Origin of the sequence: Lysinibacillus odysseyi 34hs-1 = NBRC 100172 (assembly GCF_001591965.1) — a bacterium.
In the GTDB taxonomy this organism is placed as follows: Bacteria; Bacillota; Bacilli; order Bacillales_A; family Planococcaceae; genus Lysinibacillus_B; species Lysinibacillus_B odysseyi.
Map to the genome: position 1 here is coordinate 77,771 of NZ_BCVX01000010.1, position 19,283 is coordinate 97,053.

Consider the following 19,283-nt stretch of genomic DNA (forward strand, 5'->3'; position numbering starts at 1 on the left):
CGGAAGTGATAAATCAAAGGATGAATCCTTCCCTATGTAATAAAAAAGAAGCATGCCTTGTTACATGCTTCCTTCTATTATACGGTCTTTGTGGCAGCTTCTTTAATTTTCTTTCGTTCCTCATAAATATTGATGACAATAGCCTTCAATACGGCATATGTAGGAATAGCGATCAAAATACCGATAAAGCCTGCAATATTACCTGCTGCTAATACGAGCGATATGACCGTAAGCGGATGAATATCCAGCGTTTTCCCCATAATATTCGGTGTAATAAGATTGCTTTCTATCTGTTGGGCTACCAGCGTCACGACTCCTACCCAAATAACCAGCACCGGTTTCTGAACAAGTGCCACTACAACAGCCGGCACGAGCGATACCCATGGACCGATAAATGGAATCATATTCATAAAGAAAGAGAAAATCGCTAGCAACAGCGCATAATCAAGCTTAATAATTAAATAGCCAATAAACATCATCAATGCGAGCAGTGAGCTGATAATTACTTGTCCTTGAACATAGCTGCGAAGAACACCGTCGATATCCTCCAGCGTATCTTTAACCCATGTGCGGCGATTCCCTGTAAAGATTTTATAAATATTAGGAGCAAACTTTTCGTGATCTTTTAGCATGAAGATAAAAAAGAATGGTACCAATATTAATGTAAATGTAGCTGATACGGCTCCGCTGATGAAGGATACTATCCAGGTGCTTCCCTTTACAGCGATTGACTGGATGGAATTAGAAATAGACTCCACAAAGTCTTCCAGCTGCGGAGGTAAATTGTCTTTATTGTCCATCACATAATCTGCTGTATCCTGAATATTTTTCGCAATGGATGGGGCATTTTCCACCAAATTATTTACCTGTGTAGCAATTGGATTACCAATCATCAGTAAAAGACTTGTCACTATTCCTGTCAGCAGGATCAGAATGGTTGTAATGCTTCCCCATCTCGGTAATCCCCGTTTCTCCAGTACGCGCTGAATAGGCTCCGTTACATAATAGAGAACTCCCCCTAATAATAAAGGGATAAAAATAGTTTTTAAAATGATGACCAGTGGATTAAAAATCCCTTTAATTTCTATAAAATATTTTACAATTAAAAGTCCTATTAAAATTCCCACACCGGTTTGAAACCATAGCTTTTTTGTCAATTTCCTTCACTTCCTTTCTTACCTCTCTTTTATTATAAATCTATATACGCTTATTTACACAAAAAGGTGTCACAGCAGAAAAGAAAATTAGTATCACTTCTTCCTCACAAAAGAGCCGCCCTATAAGATGATCTAATAGGACGGCACTCTTTTTATTTATAGTTTTGTATCATCAATGCTGTTTAAATAATCCTCTATTACACCGATTACCGATTCTACACAGCCTTCCTCAAATGGAGAAATAAGACCTGCTTCTTTAACAAGGCCTGTGAATGGCAGGGAACCGCCAAGACTGCATAAATGAATATAATCCTTCCAAGCGCCTTCAAAGTCTTCACGCGAACGTTTCCAGAACTGGAATGCACAAATTTGAGCCAATGTATAATCAATATAATAGAATGGACTTGCATAAATATGACCTTGACGCTGCCATAGACCGCCTGACTCCAAATATGGATGGCCATCATAGTCACGATGTGGTAAATATTTCGCTTCTATTTCCTTCCAAGCCTGTTTTCGCTCTGCCGGTGTCATTTCCGGATTTTCATATACAATGTGCTGGAATTCATCAACCGCTACTCCATAAGACAGGAAGATCAGCCCTCCGCTCAAATGGCCAAATTTATACTTCTCTGTATCCTCCTTAAAGAACAGCTCCATCCATGGCCATGTGAAGAATTCCATGCTCATCGAGTGAATCTCAGCCGATTCATATGTCGGCCATAAATATTCCGGGATGCCGATATTCCGAGATGCATATACTTGGTAAGCATGACCTGCTTCATGTGTTAAGACATCGATATCACCTGATGTTCCATTGAAATTCGAGAAGATGAATGGCGAATCATAGTTTTCGATGAATGTGCAGTAGCCACCCGATTCCTTCCCTTTTTTCGCAACAAGATCCATCAGATCGTGGTCAAGCATATAGTTAAAGAACTCAGCCGTCTCCGGAGACAGTTCCTCATACATTTTCTTGCCATTTTCCACAATCCAGTCCGCATCCCCTTTTGGTTTTGCATTGCCGGAAAGGAACTCCAATCCTTCGTCATAAAACTTTAAGTCTTCTACACCAATCCGCTTCGCTTGTCTTTCATAAAGCTTGGAGACAAGCGGAACAATATATTGACGTACTTGTTCCCTGAATGTTGTTACCATTTCTGCATTATAATCTATACGGTTCATATGAATGTAGCCAAGTTCTACATAGTTTTTGTAGCCAAGTGTTGTAGCAATTTCATGGCGGATTTTTATAAGCTGATCAAATAACTCATCAAATTGCTCTACATGCTCTGCAAAGAAATCTGCAGATGCTTCACGTGCCGCCTTTCGTACTGCCCGGTCTGTTGATTCAGTATACGGAGCAAGCTGTGCAAGTGTTAGTGTCTTCCCGTCAAATTCAATTTGTGCAGAAGCTACCAGCTTATTGTATTCCGAAACAAGTTTATTTTCCTTTTGCATCTTATCAATGACTGCAGGAGAAAAACCCTTGATCTGATTTTCAGCTAGGGCAAAAAGCTGCGCACCCCACTTTTCTTCTAGTGCTGCACGGAAAGGAGAATCCACAAGTGCCTGATAATACTCAGAGATGACTTCATCTAGTTCTGGTGCCATTTCATCAATGTCATCACGGGCATTCTGATAAAATTCATCCGTAGTATCGATAGAAGCACGAATATACACTAGGTTGGATTGAGTTGAGAAATCACGGCGGTAAGCATTGATTTTCTCAATTACTTCACTTTGTTCCTCGACAGTCGGTGCCTGTTTAAATTCTTCGATCAACGAACGTATCGCTTTCTTAAGAGCCGGAAGATCCGGACGTTTATATTCATATTCTGTAAATTTCATAGTTTTCCCCCCAGCTTTTCTCTTTGAACATAGCAATTTCATTATTTAGCATTTTCTGAATGATTGCAAGAAAAAGAACATTTCATACCCGTATTATTCTTCTCTTTCCCTTTCTGTACAGAATTTCCGCCATGTCTTTTTGTTTTCTAAGAGCAGACGGGCAAAGGGACGTCTCTCCCCTTGCCCATTTGCTGTTTAACGAATTGTAAATTTCTTAATGGATTCCTGAAGACCTTGAATTTCTTCTGATAGGTTATTCGAGGAATCTGTCACAAGCTGAATAGCCTTTTGCTGCTCGTCGACAGAAGCTGTTACCTCTTCTGTCATGCCGGCATTTGTTTCACTGATGAGGGCAATTCGCTCAATGGATGAAAGCATTGTATCTTTGGAAGCGTTCAACTGCAGGATACTTCTTGAGACATCTTCAATCGACTCCATAATATTTCCAACAGCATTTTCAATTTCATTGAAGGATTTTTCTGTCGTTTCCACTGCTTCATGCTGCCCTTGTACAATCGTAAAAGTTTTTGCCATCTCATTCGTAACAAGCTTTGTCTCTGTCTCAATTCCTTGCAATGTATTTCGTACTAAATCGGTTGCCTGACTTGTCTGATCTGCCAGCTTTCGCACTTCTTCAGCTACAACTGCAAATCCTTTACCATGTTCCCCTGCTCTAGCAGCCTCTATAGAAGCATTTAAAGCGAGCAGATTCGTTTGATCCGAAATTTCATTGATAGTACCTACAATTCCTTCAATCTCCCGTACCTTTCCAATCAAGCTTTCAAGCACTTCTTGCATGGAAGAAATAAGCTCATAAGACTCTGTCGAACGCTCCTTTAATATAACTAGATGATTCAATCCTTCTTTATTGGATGTACGCATTTCCTCAGAGGAATGGAGCATCGACTTATTTTTATCTTGCAGCTGGTCAATCTCCTGTGCAATATGATGTGTAATCTTACTTGTTTCCTCAGCGTCTGCTGCTTGTTGGGATGCCCCATTTGCCACTTCTGTCGCCGACTTTACAATATCCTCACCAAAAGCTGTTGTTTCCTCGGCTACCGCCGTTAAGTTCGTAGAGGTATTTTGAATTTGCGCAATAGTATGCTCTACGCCTGAAATGAGTACCTTCAGCTGGCCGACCATTTCATTGAACCCTCTATTAAGTATACCTACCTCGTCCTGCCGCTTACTATCATCTAATTCTACGGTCAAATTCCCATTTGCCACTTGTCCAACACGGCTCGATAAGCTTCTCAAAGGCGCTGTCAGGTGTCTGGAGAACATGATAGTTGCTATTCCCCCTAATACCAATGAAATAAGCAGTGTCACGATAATTGCTTTTACTAAAACTGCTGCCGGAGCATTAAAATCCTGCATATATGTTCCCGAGGCAATAATCCAATTCCAGTTTTTATCTACCTTCGAGTAAATCAACTTCGGTGCTACTTCCGTTTGGCCTGGCAGCTCGAAATCGTAATGTGTAAAACCACCGCCCGCTAAAGCCTGTTCCTTTACCTTACGAATAAAGTATTGGCCCGAGCTGTCCTTATCGTTCCATAAGTTATCGCCTTCCCTCGTTGGATGGCCGATTAGTGTTCCTTCCTGGTCCAGTATATAGATGTATCCATTTTCGCCCAGATTACCCGGATAAGATAGAGGTCGTTTCCCCTCTCCACCCTTTTCACCAATCAATGTTGTTTTTACACGCTCCTGTGCTTCCTCTAGTGTAATACTGCCGTTTTCAACTTCCTTATTTGTCTCTTCAATAAGCTGCAGCGAAGTCTCCACGCTGTTTTTTATAATAGTTTCACCTAGTTCATCCAGCCCTTTTTTTGCCTGCATGTAACTGACGAAACCTATGATCAAACTAGGTAGTAAAAACAGCAAAAATGAAAACACCAATAATTTCCCCCGAATAGTTTTCAGCTTACCCATTTTATCACCCCTGTTCCTTTATTTTTCCAATGCTTCTTTTCTCCTATTATTACATAAAGGATAAAATACACAACAGATTTTTCGACAAATTTACTACTTAAAGAGAGAAATTTGGACTTACACCACAAAAGCCTGCCTATATACATCTTCTGTATATAGGCAGGCCTTTTCTTTCTATTAATCATGCTAGAACTTTCTGAAGATAGATATCCGGTCACATTTTAGAGTGTAAACTTTTCAATTTCCTTTTCTACTTCCCGCGAAGTTTCCTCTAGATGCTTGACTACCGCATTCAAACGTTCCACTATCTCTACTTGAACTGTTGTCGAAGAGGCAACATGTTGTGTTCTTTCCATTGTATTTGTTACTAAATGGTTCATCTGCTCTGTCGAAGCGAGAATTTGTTGTGCACTTGCAGACATTTGTTCAATTACTGCTGAATCATCCTGTACCTGTTCATTTACCTGCTCTACCGAAAGAAGAATACCAGAAAGCTTCTCGCCAATTGTAGCAACAGCCAAGCTGCCTGCTTTCACTTCCGCTGTACTCATATCCATTTCTTTAAGTGCACGATCAGCAATATGCATAAACAGCTGCAGCTGTTTATGAATTTCATCCGCAGATCCTCTGGATAATTCAGCAAGCTTGCGCACTTCATCTGCCACTACCGCAAATCCTTTCCCGGCCTCTCCCGCACGGGCTGCTTCAATTGCTGCATTTAGCGCGAGAAGGTTCGTTTGGTCGGCAATACTTGTAATAACACCAACCATTTCACTGATCGCCGTGAATTTCTCCCCCATTTCCCGTACGTGTTCTGATGTACGGACTACAGAGCTTTCCACATTTTGAATCTGGTCAATTACTTCCTCGGAATTTTTCACTCCTGATTCAACAAGTGCAGTCATTTCATTTGACGATTCAGCCATGGCGTTTGTCGTATCAGCGAGACGCTGGATGCCGACTGCCATTTCATTCATTGCAAGCATCACCTCATCATTGCTGCCTTTTTGCTGCTTACTGCTGGCTGCAATCCCATTCATGCTTTCCGCAATTGCTGTACTTGAATGACCAACTTGGCCGGAAGCATCATTCATGTCCATTACTACTTGTCCTAGATTATCCGTCTTTTCATGAACAACTTCAAAAGTAGCAGATAGGCTGTCAATTGTATTGGAGAATGCTTTTGTAAATGCCGTGATTTCATTATCTGACTTCAATTGAACTTCTGAAATAACCGCCTTGGCACCTTTCAAATCTCCTTCCGCCAGCTGTTCCGATGATTTCGTCAAATAATCAAGCGGTTTAAGTGATGAGTTAATATAGTAGAACATTAAAACAAGAGCGATTAAAATAATCACTAAGAAAATACCCACCATACTTGGCAGCACGTCCTTGGCGATATCACTTGTAATGTCCTTCACATAAGAGGCATCAATATCTACTCCTAAAAAGCCAATGATTTTCCCCTCTTTATTCTGTATTGGAACAAACCCAGACACAAACTCACCGTATTCACTCGATAATACGTCTGAATAATAGCCGCCTTTATCCATGGCCCGCTTTAAATGTTCATATGTTGTCGCTCCAGATTCTTCACCTAATGAAGCAGCATTTTCTTTATCATCAACAGGCATACCATCTACAAGGAACTTTACCTTCTGTCCTTCTTCCGGTACAAAATATGTATAAGCATAGAGAACTCCCGCTTTTCCGCGCAGCTCATTTAATTCTTCGCGAAGCTCCCAATATATATCATTTTCCTCAGGATTATTTACTAATTCCTCATATTTTTCTATATCCATGTAGTTCAGCATGTTTTTCGCAGCGGACATTGTCTGTTCACCGACCGCTGCCTGTACCGTCTCTTTGGAATTGTAGAACATTAAAAAGCTATTTATCCCAAGCATTATAATGAAAATTATAATAGCACTTACAATTATTCGATTTGCCAGCTTTTTTTTCTTCATTCTTACCCCTCTTTACTTATTATTTCCTGCTAATATATTGTTATAGCAAATCTTATTATGCAATTTTTTAGCCCTAACTAAAATACTATTTCTTTTAATGAATGAAAAAAAGGCTTTTCTCACATATAATTAGTAAGAAAGCCTCTTTTTCTGTTACTATTCCCCTAAATCCGCATTATGATAAACACGTTGAACATCTTCTAAATCTTCCAGTGCATCTATCATTTTTTCGAATTTAGCTAAATCATCACCTGTTAGTGCTACTTCTGTCATTGGAAGCATTGTAAGCTCCGCTACAGAAAACTCTTCAATACCTGCCTCCTTGAAAGCTTCCTGCGTTGCATGGAATTGATCAGGCTCCGTGTAGACAATAATCGTTCCTTCTTCATCCATAATATCGCGCGCATCTAAATCTGCTTCCATCAGGATTTCTAAAATTTCATCCTCTGTTTTTCCTTCTATTCCGAATACAGCAGTAGAAGTAAACATATGAGCAGCCGAACCACTTACACCCATATTCCCTCCGTTTTTCCCAAAAGCTGCACGGACTTCAGAGGCTGTACGGTTTACATTGTTCGTTAGTGCATCCACGATGACCATTGTGCCGCCGACACCGAACCCTTCATAACGCAGTTCATCAAATTGCTCATCGCCGCCGCCTTTTGCTTTGTCGATTGCTTTTTCAATAATATGTTTTGGTACTGAATATGTTTTCGCACGCTCTAATACAGTTTTCAAAGCACGGTTCGATTCTGGATTTGGCTCGCCGGATTTAGCCGCTACATAAATTTCACGGCCGAATTTCGCATAAACACGACTAGTACTTGCATCTTTAGAAGCCTTTTTTTCCTTAATATTATTCCATTTACGACCCATATTTTCACTCTCTTTCAATTTAAATAAAATACAAACTTATTTGTAACTTAACTATTATACCTAAAAAGAGGCGGTTTATAAAAGATTGTTCACCAAAATATCTGCCCGTATATTGAATTACAACCCTTCATAATCATTTGTACGAGCCGCCAGCCCAACTAACTCATTATAAAACTAGTTTGTCATCTCTAACTCACAATAGTTACCCTTTTAACGGTTTATTTACAAGTAAATCATAGAAATACTTCGCTTTTTATTATTTAACGGACTGAAATTTTTCTTTCAGAATATAATAGGATTCTTTTAGACGTTCCTTGCTTTCAGGGAATGTCCACGTATCCCATTTATATCGAGATACTTCGTTTGCAGGAAGACGGGCCCCCTCCTTGCCATCTTTCATTATTATCGCCCCGATTCCTATTCCCTTTATTATTTCATATGACAGCTCTTCATTGGCATATAGATCACTCCACGCCTCACGTCTTGATGGATCTGTTATGTTTAACATCAGCCAAGGAATCCGTACTTCAATCACACCATCTGTTTCATTGATTTGATAATCAGCCAAAGAATCATACTGATCGCTTGCCGGATTTGCATTTCCCCGCCGCATTTTCCCTGTTTCGTATGAGACAAAGTCATAATGTTTATTCAAGATAGGAATTGTCATTTCCTTATTTAAGGCAAAATAAATGTTATTGAATTGACCTGTGTTCTTTTGACGCTGTCCCTTGAAGTCGATCATGTTCAATTGATGGCCATATATATACTGATACATATCATAATAGGCATCCACACGTACCCGGCTTTCTTCATCCCCTTTGAGCTCAATGATAAAGTCTGCTTCTGCAGGTAGTTTTTGCCCGTTATATGTTGTATTTCCTTGACCAGCTACAGTATCCAAATAGATGACTGGATAGTAGTCTTTATTAAATTGCGTTTGATTCATATCCAACCGGAGATATAAATAACGCTCATCCGAATCGACATACATTTTTTCTATTTCACTATCCGACTTATATAAAGGCTCCTGCCCGAACCAGTCGGATGTATCACCATCTACCTTCTTCTTCAGCCTGTCGAAGCTTAAGATACCGAACTGCTGCTCGTTTGTTTGGGCATTTGACCAATAAGGACGCTGATCCGGATTATCTAGATCCATCGTATTCCAAGTACGCTTAAACCATTCATCCTGCCAAGTAAAGACCAGCCCCCCCAGCATACCTTCATTCAGAATATCTTCATATAGCCGTACAAGGATTTTCCCCTGTTCATCCTCTGCCATAAAACCTTGATTCCATCCGAACGGATTGACATGTGTTAAACCCCTGGAAGCCGGAATACCGAATTCCGAAATGAGGACAGGCAAACGATGCGCCGCATGCAAATCATTTAAATAACCGGCATAGTTGTTCTTCTCTCCCCGGAAATCTTTATAGTTAACATATTTCGGCGTGTAATTTAAAAAATCAGGATAATACGGATAGACATGATATGAAGCAAACTGTCCTACCGATTCTGCCTCATTTTCAACATAGATGACATTTGGATTAACTGATGCATAATCCTCCTGTTCACTTGGTTCATAAGGGTGGTCAAGCAAATCCGTTGTCACCCAGTTCGTAAAGCTGAACGGACGGATCCATCCGTAATTATCCGCCTCATAGTGTGCTGTATATTCCAGCTGCTCCGCCAGCCATATTTCAAATGGTGCCGCGTCTTTTGTTGAAAAGTACTGACCATCATGCTGTGCCTTACCAGCATGCTTTTCATTTGTCCCTTCCACCATATATGGATACCACTCAATACCAAGCATCCAGCCAATAACATAAGGAGAGATATCAGCGGTATAATTTCCATAGGCATGTCCCGGCTTTTGTTCTATAGTGGCATTCCCATGAATGACATCGATAATACGGGCAATTTCAATTTGGAATTGTTCTGTCGGCTCCCCATAGACATCCAGGGCGTCCTCTAGAGGTTCCTCATCAATCCATACACCATGAAATACATAGAGCGGGTTCTCATGTGTTTCATTATATTTCTTTAACGCTTTATAAAAACCGGGCGGATGCAGTGTATATACACGGATTGTATTGGCCCCCATCTCTCCAATATACTCAAACCACCGGGCGTACTCTTCCTCCGAGATGCCTGCTTCACCAGGGAAAACACCGGGACGAGCCATACCAATATTTACACCTTTAATCGTAATAGACTGCCATTTCCCATCTACCAATACTTCATAGCGATCTTTGTTTAGACGTGCATTATAAGACAAACCTTCCACCTTTACAGGCGCTACGGAGACCGGTGTTTCAGTAATTGCTTCCGTATGGCTTGTTTCCTCTAAAATGCCCTTCATCATAGCATAATAAGTATGCCAATAAAATTTCTCGTCCGATACCCATCTTTGCAGCGTCACATAGCCTTTAAAATAAGGGATGGAAGCTGATTTCTCTTTTTTAGAGAAATTACCGGCAAAATAATACAGCTTGCTTGATCCTTCCTTCTTATATGTGACCGCAGCAAAGGTAGATGGAATATGGTGTTCAGCAAGCTTTGCCTTATCCTCTTTGCTTAAATTCATTTCAAAATAGGCAAGCTCTTCAGATTTTTCTGCTTCGGAAATATCGAACCAGCCTGTGTAAGGTTTTGATTCAGTAAACCCGAATAGTGCTTCCCCGGCAGATGTAGTCTTCATTCTCACATCAGAAGTATCTTCCAGGATGACTGACTGTTTGCTTGCCTCATTATAGAAGACGGTTCCGCTTCCTTTTAGCGCAGGCTTCCATTTGGCCAAGTCTTTGAAATACTTCGCCTTCCAGCCGCTGTAGGAAATACCAAGGGTTGCTGCCAACTCCTTTCGCACCTCTTCACTTGTATGAACAGATAAGTTATCATTCTCCACTATTAATGTGACAGGGGAGGTCTGGTCAAGACGAGTTTCGATATTGCGCCAGGCGCTATTTGAAAGCCCTCCATACAATGTTCTTGTCGATTGCTTGTCCCCCCATGCCAGCTCTGATTCATTCAATCCGTACGTATTGGAAAGATAAATCATATCGTATGTATCATAACGCATCGGCAGCTCTTTATAGACTATGTCCTCCTTATGATCGGATACTGATATGCCATAGTACTGAATAGATGGGTCATAATTTTCACCCTCTTTATTTTGCACATGAGCAATGTTCAGAATTTCTGTAATTCCCGCTCGTTCCTTCATTTGGCCATCACTTGACCCTGTATCGATGATAGCTACATTAACTACATCAGCTGGTTGAAGTAACTGCCACAGCCATGGCACTAACAGTATCGCGACAACTATTATTACCCCTAATATTTTTTTCATCACTGCCTCCTTGGTAAGCGGCCATGCTGAACATAAGCATGGCCATGTTATTTCTTTTCGGGCTACAGGAAGAACAGTTGTTTTTTATAAATTCCTCGCGTTAAATGTGTCCCCGCCCTGTAGCGTACCATTCTCATAGCCTTTTTTAAACCATCTCATCCGCTGTTCACTTGTCCCGTGTGTAAAGCTTTCAGGGACTACATACCCTCGTGCTTCCATTTGAAGTGTATCATCTCCAATCGCATTTGCCGCCGTCAGCGCCTCCTCAAAATCCCCGGCCTCTAAATAGCCTTCGTTCTTCACATGATGGGCCCAAACGCCAGCAAGATAGTCCGCCTGGAGCTCGAGACGTTTTGTCTGTTCATTATATTGTGCTTGCGACACTTTCCCGTTTAACCCATGCACTTTTTGTGAGTACCCGAGCAGTGTTTGGACATGATGCCCTACTTCATGTGCTATTACATAAGCCATCGCAAAGTCCCCTGGGGCTTGAAAGCGGTCCCTCAGCTCCTCATAAAAGCTTAAGTCAACATAGAGCTTATGATCAGCCGGGCAATAAAAAGGACCTACTGCTGCACTTTGAGAACCGCAGCCAGAGCTCACACTTTCCGTGAATAACACTAAAGTGGGGTTTTGATAATCAAGCCCTTCCTCTTCAAATAGCTGCTGCCAAACATCCTCCGTATCGGCCAATACGACTGATACGAATTCCGCCAGCTCCTCTTCCTGGGCGGTCGGGGTATATTCTTCTGTTTGAGAGCCGTTTTCGGTGATACTTTTTGATACATCATCCAATACATCTCCCGCATCCCCGCCATTTAGTAATGTAAAAATAAGCGCTATAATAATACCGATACCCCCGAGGCCTCCTCCAATCTTTCCGGCGCTCATTCCCCTGCGGTCCTCTACATTGCTGCTTTTCCTTCTCCCTTTGACATCCATCGTTTCTCCTCCTATCCGTCTTGCACCTATATACACCATTACCCGTTTTTTAACCTTATCATTTACTTTAGGATAGAATGGGCTATTTTCGTTTAATATATCACAGCCCTTTTTAAGCATGAGTCTTTTTGCCAAAAAGGAGACTTTCCGTCTTTCTATCTTAGTAGGATTTCTCTTATGCTGCGATTGAAACCTCCTATATAGGGAAGATGTTTACTAGAAGGATGTTCCAGTTTTTCTTTTACTTATTCGGTTATACAAGCAAGAATACCAAATTATATAAGATCAGCCTTATCTATTTCTCTATCTTTCATTTAAAAAGAAAAGAAAATAGATAAAATTGATGAAAAAGCGATAATTTTAAACGGTTTTAGTCTAAAATCAATAATAGGTAAGATATACTTATTAATCTAGAAAGTGGCTGGTTTTTCATGAAAAAATATATAATTGCCAGTATTCTGCTGCTCTTATTCTTTTCCCCTACAATTTATTGGCACTTAAAACCTGAAACTTCAATTGACATAACAGTAATTGATAAAACAGTGCCTTCAGCTGATTACCGGGAACATCTTGGGTTATTTTGGGTGCTGACAAATTACAAGGCGACAAAACCAAGCGGTGGGAATTACGCCATTGAAGAAGACTATTTTGGTTATGACCCAAAGTTGGGAGAACCAATGAACTCCTATAACATTAATAGAAAAGTCGATCTCATCTATATAGCAGATACATATGGCGTCTATACGGATGATATTGATGGAAATAAGAAGGGTACCCGCTCCGCCAAAATTTACGGCGGTATGGAGGAAAATGAATGGCAGGCTATTTTGCGCAGCAAAGGAGCAAACACGACACTGATTGCGGAATATAACTCATTTGCTGCCCCTACCGCAGAAGAACCACGCTCATTAATGGAGGAAATATTAGGTGTTGAATGGAGCGGCTGGTCAGGCCGTTACTTCGATGATTTGACGAGTAAGGAAATCCCTGCCTGGCTTATTGCCAGCTACGAAGACCAATACCATCAAAAATGGGCCTTTACAGGGGGCGGTCTTGCGCTTGTCCATTATTCGGACCAAGTAGTCATTATAGGGGAAGAAGATATAGAGGGGAAGGTCTCATTTTCCTGGACAGATAAGGGACAAAAGAAATTCCCAAAGGCCTCATCATCGGAATATCCTTACTGGTTTGATATTTTAACGCCAAAAGATAGTGCACTCGTCTATGCAGCTTATGACATTCACTTATCAAAGGAAGGGAAAGAGGTACTAAAACAAGCCGGCATCCCTGCTTCCTTCCCTGCTGTCATTCACCAGCCGGAGAACAAGACTTATTATTTTGCCGGAGATTACGCGGACTTTACGAAGGATAATCTGATGAAATGGGAACGGAGTGACTTCTTCATGACGATCTTTTCTAACGATTCCTCCAAATTTTTCTGGAAGTCCTATGTACCACTAATGCGAGGTATTTTAGATGAAGTTAAAAGCGATAACACGAAGTGACGTATGACAGAAAGAAGGTGATAGCTTTGAACAACTTCCATTGGAAAGAAAATGAATGTACTGACAAAAGAGAATATGAAAAGCTATCTATGCTATTCCAGCTGCAGCTATCTTATGTAGAACGGACAAAGATTACATTTTCCATTGTCTTGCTTCGCTGGCACCCTTCATGCCTGTTTCCTGGCATGTCTTCAACGGAGCATTATAGGCTCTTATATGATTTTGTTTCCAAACAAATAAGAAATTCCGATAAAGTATTTTATGATGAACGCTGTCAGTACGTTATCATCATGCTTGGCTTTAGTGGCAATAATGAGGCACGACATTTCCTGCACCGCCTTTTTAATGCAGCCAATCACCTGTTAAAAGATGTGAAAGGAGATGCTTCCGCAGCCTTCTTAGCAACGACAAGTGAAATCGCAAACGCTCATTGCACATTGGAGAGTGTGCTTGAAACGAGTACGGCATATTTGGATAAACTGGAAACACAGCCTCCAAATGCCGTTCTGGCCATCGAAGAATTTGCGAAATTCGATACTGAACTTCTCAAAGTAAGCATTATTGAAGAAAACGGCATTACCGTGTCGATTTTAGAGAATCTATTGCACAATATGAATCTTTTAAACTTCGAGCTGCAGATCCGGACATTTGCTGATGGCTATGAATTTCTACAATCGAATTGGTATCAGTCAGGACATACCCATATCGTGCTGGTAAACGACATCTTACCTCGTAAAAATGGGATTGAAGTGATGAACTACTTACGCAGCCTGCCGAATGATGAAAAGTATATTATTATGCTGTTGTCTAAAAGAGCTTCAGAGGATGCGATCGTATATGCTTTTGATAATGGCGCCGATGCTTATTTCAGCAAGCCCTTCAACCTGAGGTTAATTGAAACACAAATTAAAAATATAGTAAGAAGGCTGCGACAATGATTGAAAATCAAACACTTTCTTATGCATTGGCAGCCAGTGCCTTCTTGCTGCTGATCATCAGCGTCCTATTTTTCTACTTAATAGTAATGAGGGTGCGGCAGCTTCGGCGAGAACAACGGATTAAAGACTATCTTAAAGAGTACCAGGATGTTTGGTACCGCTATCTCGTCTTGGGGGAAAATATTGAGAGACTCCATTCTTCACGAATAATGGCGCCTTATATAAAAGAAGCAGTAGATCGCCTTTTAACGGCCTATGTCTCTTCCGTTAGCAACCCGGACGTAATAGAACGAATTGGACACTTCTGTTCCTTGAACTTCCAAAAATATTATCGTTCCATGCTCCATCATCGAAACTGGGGGGTGCGGATGAATGGACTTTACCGGACGCTCGACTTCAAGCTTTCATTTCTACTCCCTGATATAGAGCAGCTGTTAAAGAAAAAGAAATATACATCTGAGGAAGAATATCTTGTGATCCTGCGCATTTTATCTATGTATAACCGCAGCTTGTTTTTAGCACATTTCTATCAACCTAGCTATCCTTTTAAGGAGTTTCAGTATAAGTCACTGCTCCCTTATTTAGATGAAAGCTATATAGAGGAGTTCATCCATTCATTTGACTCATTACCACCCTATTTGAAAATTTCTTTACTCGATTATTTGAGTTTTGATTCAAGGATGGATCTTTCTTATTTGAAATTCTATGAAAATCTTCTGACAAATATGGAAAGTGAAATACGAATTCGTGCCTTAAAAGCGATTGGCCATTTCGGTACGATTACGTCCATCCATTATTATCGTCGGTTTGTCGACTCCCCTTATTGGGAAGAACGCCTTATGCTGGCTAAACTGCTCTTCCATGTAGACGAAAAGGACGCAAAGCCACTGCTTGAAAAATTAGTACAGGATGAATCGTGGTGGGTGCGTAAACAGGCTGCTATTACATTGAGCAGTTTACGCTACGGAATTGAAGTGCTTCAACGGATTGCAGAGCAAAAAGAAGATCGCTATGCAGCTGAAATGGCAAAAGAGATCTTACAAGTGGGGTAATTTTATGGAACTATCAACCATTTTCATTTGGATGCATACATTTTTCGGTTATTTCATTATTTTTTATATGATCCTTATTATTGGGATTTATTCTTCAATGCTTATCTTTGCCTATTTCTATATGAAAAAAGGACTCCGGCTTGATAAAATAGCCGATAATGATAAAAGTCTGAAAATGATTTATTCAAAGCCTGTTTCTATTATCGTGCCTGCCTACAACGAGGAGCTAGGTGTTATCGATACAATCCATTCACTGCTGACACTTGAGTATCCGCAGTTTGAAATTATCGTCGTTAACGACGGTTCAAAGGATGGGACATTACAAACGGTCATTGATCATTTTAAGATGAGACAGGTACATCGAACAATCAAGCGTGATCTATCAACAAAAGAAGTACGAGGTATCTATGAGTCGGACCTCCATCCAAACATTGTTCTAGTCGATAAAGTAAATGGAGGAAAGGCCGATGCCTTAAATGTGGGAATCAATATTTCACTCTATCCTTATTTCTGTTCAATTGACGGGGATTCCATCCTCTCTACCACCTCTTTGCTTCGCGTAATGCAACCTATCATTTCTTCAAATGATGACGTGATTGCAGCAGGAGGCAGTGTACGCATTGCAAATGGCGCGGATGTCCAGATGGGAACAGTCGTTGATTCAGTCATACCGAATAATCCGTTTGTCATTATGCAAATTATCGAGTATTTACGTGCTTTTTATATGGGGCGTATTGCCTTGAGCAAATTTAATCTCGTTCTGATTATTTCTGGAGCATTCAGTGTCTTCTCGAAAAAGTGGGTAATCAAAGCAGGAGGCTATTCAGTGAATACAATCGGTGAGGATATGGAGCTTGTCGTGAAACTTCACCGCTACATGCTGGATCATAAACTAAAAAAAAGAATTGAATTCGTGCCTGACCCGGTTTGCTGGACGGAGGCTCCCGATAACCTGCAGGACTTACGCACTCAGCGGCGACGCTGGCATCAGGGGTTACTCGGCAGTCTAATGATTCATAAAAAGATGACCTTCAATCCTAAATACAAGCAAATCGGCCTCATTTCCTTTCCTTATTTTTGGTTAGTGGAGTTTTTCGGGCCGATTATTGAACTGCTCGGCTATTTATATATCATCATCTCCTTTATGGCGGGTGAATTATATATAGATTCCGCCATCATCCTAACAACACTGTTTTTAGTGTACAGTACGTTTTTATCTATGTTTGCTATTTTGCTGGAAGCATGGAGTATCAATACTTATCCGCGCATCCGGGATGTGTTCAAGCTCATCGGATTCTCGCTGAGCGAAACATTTTGGTTCCGCCCGCTAACTATTTTCTTCCGGCTCGAAGGAATTATTTACTACCTGCGCAAACGTGAGGATTGGGGACAATTGAAGCGGCGGGGTTTATCTAAAAAAGAAGAGGAATCAAAACAGGCCGTCTGAGTTCACTCTCAGACGGCCTCTATTTAGGTTTATACTAGTCCATGATCTTTCTGGATTTTATTTAATAACACTTCACAGCCTTGTACGCATAAGCTGTACGTCTCCTCAAAATCACCAGTATACCAAGGATCCGGTACATCCTTTTTATGAGGCGTCAAGTCAAGAAACCGGAAGATTTTTGCCTCACCAGGTGCCTGTAGCATCTGACGCGTATTCCGAACATTGCTTTCGTCCATACAAACGATATAGTCAAAATCATCCAGGTCACTGCTTTTTAGCTGTCTTGCCTTCATACCACTAGTAGAAACCTTCATTTCCTTTAACTTCTTTAGCGTTCCGCTATGTGGCATCTCACCGATATGCCAAGAGCCTGTTCCTGCCGAATCAACTTTAATCTGCGCCGTTAACCCCTGCTTTTCCACAATATCCCTCATTACTGCTTCAGCCATAGGAGATCGGCAAATATTTCCTAAGCAGACAAATAAAACGCGAATCATTGCTTTCCCTCCCCGTTTTTTGTGAAGAAGCAGTTGTTTACTATTCTTCTCTCACTTCCTGCGTAAACACCAGCTACCATATTTACTTTATACCGGTTCCATAACATACGGCGATATCGTAAAGAGGCTTCTTTGACTTTTCAAACGCTTCCTTATTTGCTACTTATTATTTTCCAGTTCAGCAAGCAATCGTGTAAATTCATGCTCCAAAAACTGTGTCGCTTCATCACGCGCTTCCTTACCGTTTTCTACCGTAAATGGCTTTCCATAAATTAAATATCCCTTTTGGCGCTTTAATACTCCACCGATGTCCTTAGGACCGATATAGGCTGCCGGAACAATCGGCGCCTTTGAAAGCTGTGCAATCGTTACTGCTCCTTGCTTTAGATCGTTGCTTTCTGCACTGCGTGTACCACTTGGAAAAACACCGACAATTTTACCTTCCTTGATCAACTGGCGGGGAATTTTAATGACGCTCGGTCCTGGGTTATCCCGATCCACGGGAAACGCATTTAGCCGTGGAATCAGCCAGCTTAGCCCCTTCATGTCAAATAATTGCTTTTTTGCCATGAAGTGAATTTCCCGTGGGTAAATAGAAACCCCTAAATTTAGAATGTCCACATAGCCATTATGTGTGCAGGCAATGACAAAGCCACCCTCAGCCGGGACATTTTCAAGTCCATATACCTTTGCCTTCGATCCATTTACCGACAAAAACATTTTGACAACATTTGCTGCTAATTTATACACTGCTTATTTCCTACCTTATATATGTGATGCATTTATTTTACTAAAAGGCTCTCCTATATTCTACTGTTGATTTCAAGTTGGGGCTTTTCTCAGCTGTATTGCTTCGCTAATTGTTCAATCAATTTTGGGAGCCAATCATTAAGCCTGCTGAAAACAAACCCTTCACCTTCTGCTTTTTCCGTTGTCATATACCAGGAAGCCGGGATGGCATAAGGAGAACGAATTTCATCGTTTCCAACAAGTGCAATTTTCGCACGCTTTCCCGTCGCCTTCTCGATAAGATCCATGAGCTCTTTCAAGGAAATCTTTCCGGCTGCCGTTGCATTATAAGGCCCTTGTGCATCGCTAAGTCCTGCCCACTTCAGGAAGCGACCTGCCTCTTCCGCTGTTATAAAGGACATTTCTGCATCCATATTAACAAATCCAATCGGCTTTTCCGCTGCTACTCGTTCCACGTGAAAATGTAATCGTTCTGTATAATCATCTATCCCTAGAACGATTGGAAAACGTACTGCTACAACGGGGAATTCAGCATATTTGAAAAATACAGCCTCCGCCTGCCGCTTCCCTTCTCCATAGGTAAAATCATTCGTTTCGCCCATTACTATTTCATATGTGTACGGGTCAAAATCCTTTTCTGTTTTTGCTTTACCATTAGCCTCATAAGTAGAGAGTGTGGAGGTGAAGACTAGCTTACCGATTTTTCCATTGAAAATATCGCAAAATGCCTTTGCATCATTCGGTGAATAGCAAATATTATCATAGACGATATCATATGTTTGCCCTTCCATTGCTTTAGCAAATGCTACCTTGTCTCCCCTGTCCACTGTAATATGCTGTACGTGCTCCCCAAATGGATTTGCCATCTTCCCACGTGTAACAATTGTCACTTGATGACCTTCTTCTAAAAGCTGTTCTACTAATTTACGTCCAAAAAAACGCGTTCCGCCAAGTACTAAAATTCTTTTCATTTTAACTCCCCTTACTTGTTTAATTGTTTGCAGCCAA

At 40.9% G+C, this 19,283-nt stretch carries 14 protein-coding genes; 4 read left to right on the top strand and 10 right to left on the bottom strand.

What is annotated here, in order from left to right:
* Positions 1-77: 77 nt before the first annotated feature.
* The 7 genes from BOD01S_RS16250 to ypfJ form a co-directional block, all read right to left on the bottom strand.
* Entirely contained in the window at positions 78-1,157 is a 1,080-nt protein-coding gene (locus BOD01S_RS16250) for an AI-2E family transporter (RefSeq protein WP_036152754.1), read from the bottom strand.
* A gap of 156 nt (positions 1,158-1,313) precedes the next feature.
* Positions 1,314-3,008 carry a M3 family oligoendopeptidase gene (locus BOD01S_RS16255; RefSeq protein ID WP_036152755.1) on the bottom strand — a complete coding sequence of 565 codons (1,695 nt, stop codon included), beginning with the start codon at positions 3,006-3,008 and terminating at the stop codon, positions 1,314-1,316.
* Between the two features lie 195 nt (positions 3,009-3,203).
* The gene (locus tag BOD01S_RS16260) at positions 3,204-4,946 is read right to left on the bottom strand and encodes a methyl-accepting chemotaxis protein (protein ID WP_036152757.1); all 1,743 of its coding nucleotides are present in this window, start codon (positions 4,944-4,946) and stop codon (positions 3,204-3,206) included.
* 221 nt (positions 4,947-5,167) lie between these two features.
* Positions 5,168-6,913, bottom strand: coding sequence for a methyl-accepting chemotaxis protein (locus BOD01S_RS16270; protein WP_036152761.1), 1,746 nt, complete (start codon positions 6,911-6,913; stop codon positions 5,168-5,170).
* 156 nt (positions 6,914-7,069) lie between these two features.
* Positions 7,070-7,789 carry a YebC/PmpR family DNA-binding transcriptional regulator gene (locus BOD01S_RS16275; protein WP_036152764.1) on the bottom strand — a complete coding sequence of 240 codons (720 nt, stop codon included), beginning with the start codon at positions 7,787-7,789 and terminating at the stop codon, positions 7,070-7,072.
* A gap of 256 nt (positions 7,790-8,045) precedes the next feature.
* Positions 8,046-11,144, bottom strand: coding sequence for a hypothetical protein (locus tag BOD01S_RS16280; protein WP_036152768.1), 3,099 nt, complete (start codon positions 11,142-11,144; stop codon positions 8,046-8,048).
* 84 nt (positions 11,145-11,228) lie between these two features.
* Positions 11,229-12,086, bottom strand: a complete 858-nt coding sequence (ypfJ, locus tag BOD01S_RS16285) for a KPN_02809 family neutral zinc metallopeptidase (RefSeq protein ID WP_036152770.1) — start codon at positions 12,084-12,086, stop codon at positions 11,229-11,231.
* Between the two features lie 431 nt (positions 12,087-12,517).
* Here ypfJ and BOD01S_RS16290 point away from each other — a divergent pair, with 431 nt between their 5' ends.
* The 4 genes from BOD01S_RS16290 to BOD01S_RS16305 are packed head-to-tail and all read left to right on the top strand — an operon-like array spanning position 12,518 to position 17,028.
* Positions 12,518-13,591 (top strand): hypothetical protein, encoded by a 1,074-nt coding sequence (locus BOD01S_RS16290; RefSeq protein ID WP_036152773.1) that lies wholly within the window; start codon positions 12,518-12,520, stop codon positions 13,589-13,591.
* Between the two features lie 26 nt (positions 13,592-13,617).
* Positions 13,618-14,529, top strand: a complete 912-nt coding sequence (locus BOD01S_RS16295) for a response regulator transcription factor (RefSeq protein ID WP_036152776.1) — start codon at positions 13,618-13,620, stop codon at positions 14,527-14,529.
* Positions 14,526-15,581 (top strand): HEAT repeat domain-containing protein, encoded by a 1,056-nt coding sequence (locus BOD01S_RS16300; protein WP_036152778.1) that lies wholly within the window; start codon positions 14,526-14,528, stop codon positions 15,579-15,581. Before BOD01S_RS16295 ends, BOD01S_RS16300 begins: the two co-directional genes overlap by 4 nt.
* 4 nt (positions 15,582-15,585) lie before the next feature.
* Positions 15,586-17,028 (top strand): glycosyltransferase family 2 protein, encoded by a 1,443-nt coding sequence (locus BOD01S_RS16305; RefSeq protein WP_052124760.1) that lies wholly within the window; start codon positions 15,586-15,588, stop codon positions 17,026-17,028.
* Positions 17,029-17,057: 29 nt separating this feature from the next.
* On the opposite strand, the gene BOD01S_RS16310 is transcribed toward BOD01S_RS16305, so the two are convergent.
* The 3 genes from BOD01S_RS16310 to BOD01S_RS16320 all read right to left on the bottom strand — a co-directional run bounded on the left by BOD01S_RS16310 (position 17,058) and on the right by BOD01S_RS16320 (position 19,246).
* The gene (locus BOD01S_RS16310) at positions 17,058-17,525 is read right to left on the bottom strand and encodes a low molecular weight protein-tyrosine-phosphatase (protein ID WP_036152780.1); all 468 of its coding nucleotides are present in this window, start codon (positions 17,523-17,525) and stop codon (positions 17,058-17,060) included.
* Between the two features lie 159 nt (positions 17,526-17,684).
* The gene (locus BOD01S_RS16315) at positions 17,685-18,275 is read right to left on the bottom strand and encodes a lysophospholipid acyltransferase family protein (RefSeq protein WP_036152783.1); all 591 of its coding nucleotides are present in this window, start codon (positions 18,273-18,275) and stop codon (positions 17,685-17,687) included.
* An 89-nt stretch (positions 18,276-18,364) separates the two neighbouring features.
* On the bottom strand, positions 18,365-19,246 hold the full coding sequence (locus tag BOD01S_RS16320; protein WP_036152785.1) for an NAD-dependent epimerase/dehydratase family protein: 882 nt from the start codon (positions 19,244-19,246) through the stop codon (positions 18,365-18,367).
* Between the last annotated feature and the right edge of the window lie 37 nt (positions 19,247-19,283).

Bases quoted from the DNA above. Each gene is read 5' to 3' on its own strand.
- BOD01S_RS16255 (WP_036152755.1), bottom strand. From the start codon at position 3,008: ATGAAATTTACAGAATATGAATATAAACGTCCGGATCTTCCGGCTCTT.
- BOD01S_RS16260 (WP_036152757.1), bottom strand. From the start codon at position 4,946: ATGGGTAAGCTGAAAACTATTCGGGGGAAATTATTGGTGTTTTCATTT.
- BOD01S_RS16270 (WP_036152761.1), bottom strand. From the start codon at position 6,913: ATGAAGAAAAAAAAGCTGGCAAATCGAATAATTGTAAGTGCTATTATA.
- BOD01S_RS16275 (WP_036152764.1), bottom strand. From the start codon at position 7,789: ATGGGTCGTAAATGGAATAATATTAAGGAAAAAAAGGCTTCTAAAGAT.
- BOD01S_RS16280 (WP_036152768.1), bottom strand. From the start codon at position 11,144: ATGAAAAAAATATTAGGGGTAATAATAGTTGTCGCGATACTGTTAGTG.
- ypfJ (WP_036152770.1), bottom strand. From the start codon at position 12,086: ATGGATGTCAAAGGGAGAAGGAAAAGCAGCAATGTAGAGGACCGCAGG.
- BOD01S_RS16290 (WP_036152773.1), top strand. From the start codon at position 12,518: ATGAAAAAATATATAATTGCCAGTATTCTGCTGCTCTTATTCTTTTCC.
- BOD01S_RS16300 (WP_036152778.1), top strand. From the start codon at position 14,526: ATGATTGAAAATCAAACACTTTCTTATGCATTGGCAGCCAGTGCCTTC.
- BOD01S_RS16305 (WP_052124760.1), top strand. From the start codon at position 15,586: ATGGAACTATCAACCATTTTCATTTGGATGCATACATTTTTCGGTTAT.
- BOD01S_RS16310 (WP_036152780.1), bottom strand. From the start codon at position 17,525: ATGATTCGCGTTTTATTTGTCTGCTTAGGAAATATTTGCCGATCTCCT.
- BOD01S_RS16320 (WP_036152785.1), bottom strand. From the start codon at position 19,246: ATGAAAAGAATTTTAGTACTTGGCGGAACGCGTTTTTTTGGACGTAAA.